Annotated in this window: 1 protein-coding gene; it reads right to left on the reverse strand. The window is 39.0% G+C overall.

The genetic code is table 11. From position 1 onward, the window contains the following. Positions 1 to 124 precede the first annotated feature (124 nt). A partial coding sequence (locus AC1DRF_RS30805) for a LysR substrate-binding domain-containing protein (RefSeq protein WP_477742675.1) occupies positions 125 to 735 on the reverse strand: 611 nt, incomplete at its 5' end.

Raw genomic sequence — 735 nt, forward strand, 5'->3', positions numbered from 1 at the left:
TCTCCTAGCTGTTCGTTTGTCCAAAATGCCGGCTCAGCAGACGCATGTTCATTAAAAAAGAATGTAAAGACATGTATGGCTATTTACTAAAAAAGACTTTCCACTCAGTGTGGAAAGTCTTTTTTTAGTTTAAAAGCTGAATAAAAAGCTCCGCTACTTTTTTATGAGCGCTGTTAGCAGGATAGATATAAGAGAAACGGCGCTTAAAAGGAGCGGTGTTAACGTTCAGAATCGATAGGTGTTTTTGTTCAACATCTTCTTTAATAGCACAAAGCGACAGCACAGACATTCCTAAATCGTGAACGATGGCTTCTTTAATTCCTTGATTGCTGCTGATCGTTAGAATGCTTTTCATTTTTAAACCGTTGGACATTAGAACGTGATCTAAATATTCTCTTGTTCCAGAGCCTTTTTCACGCGCTACCCACCGCTGATTTTGTAAATCATCAATTTCTACTTTTTTAAGCTGAGCTAAAGGATGATCCACTGACGCAACGATGGCAAGCTCATCGTCCATAAATGACTGAATATGTAAGTCGGATTCTTCCGTGTGTCCTTCAATAAGCCCTACGTCTACTTTGAAATGACGAACAAGCTGAGCGATTTCCTTTGTATTACCGATAGTCACTTCTACATCAATATCAGGATATTGTTCACGAAGCTTTGCTAAAAATGAAGGGAGAATATATTCACCAATCGTGAAACTGGCGCCAATCGTTAGCATTCCTTTGACAC

The organism is Priestia sp. P5_B4 (assembly GCF_056400385.1).